A 780-nucleotide genomic window follows, 5' to 3' on the forward strand; every position below is an offset into this window, starting at 1 on the left:
ATCCAGTCTTATCAAATGATACTATTAAGGTATCACCTTTGCTGTATAGTGAATAATCCTTAGACCTGGAGAATGGTGTTAAGGAGCAGATTTCCTTTTTTGGATCTGTAATTGTTGCGTCCACATTGTAGTCGAGAAGGTAATGCTTAAGCATCATAGCCCCCCAAGACCAATTGTTATTTAAATAAATAGGTATCAGAGAATTCATTATCGGAAGTCTCTCGACTATCAATGCCCTCTGCTTCGATGTTGGCATAACGCCATGAATGAAAACATTTTTAAAACTCAAATCTTGATGAGAAATGTCGTTATAAATTGAGGTGGAAATTAATTTATCTAGCTCCTTTTGGGAGCTTGATGCGTTTGCATAAGAAAATGAAAGTATGAAACTAAAAAATACAACAGGAGCCAAAAGTATCAGCTGAATTTTTTTACTTTCAAAGGCTTGGGCTACTAGGTATGCAAAAAGCAGGAAGAATCCTGTGAAAGATATTAATACTCTTGGCGCTAGCACAGGTGTTTTAAGAAGTGCAATGTGTGCAAAGCAAGAGAAAAATCCCGCAGTAATCAAGGCGGAAAGTAAAAATAAGTTAATAACTCTGGATTTCACATCTTTGGATGTCATTGATATCTTTATGATGCTAACTATCAAGATCAATGCGCACCCCTTAAAGAGAAAAGGAGAGCACTTATAAAGCGGGTTTAAAAGCCACGTGAATATGACAACTGTATTATTATACAGTACATCAAAAAAGGTGTGGTCAACGTTTATAATTTTTG

Annotated in this window: 1 protein-coding gene; it reads right to left on the minus strand. The window is 35.8% G+C overall.

Going from position 1 to position 780, the window contains the following annotated elements; all coding sequences use genetic code 11:
• On the minus strand, positions 1–780 hold a 780-nt coding region (locus FDX01_RS23020), incomplete at both ends, for a hypothetical protein (protein WP_170974756.1).

Source organism: Citrobacter sp. wls613 (assembly GCF_005281195.1).
Lineage (GTDB): Bacteria > Pseudomonadota > Gammaproteobacteria > Enterobacterales > Enterobacteriaceae > Citrobacter > Citrobacter gillenii.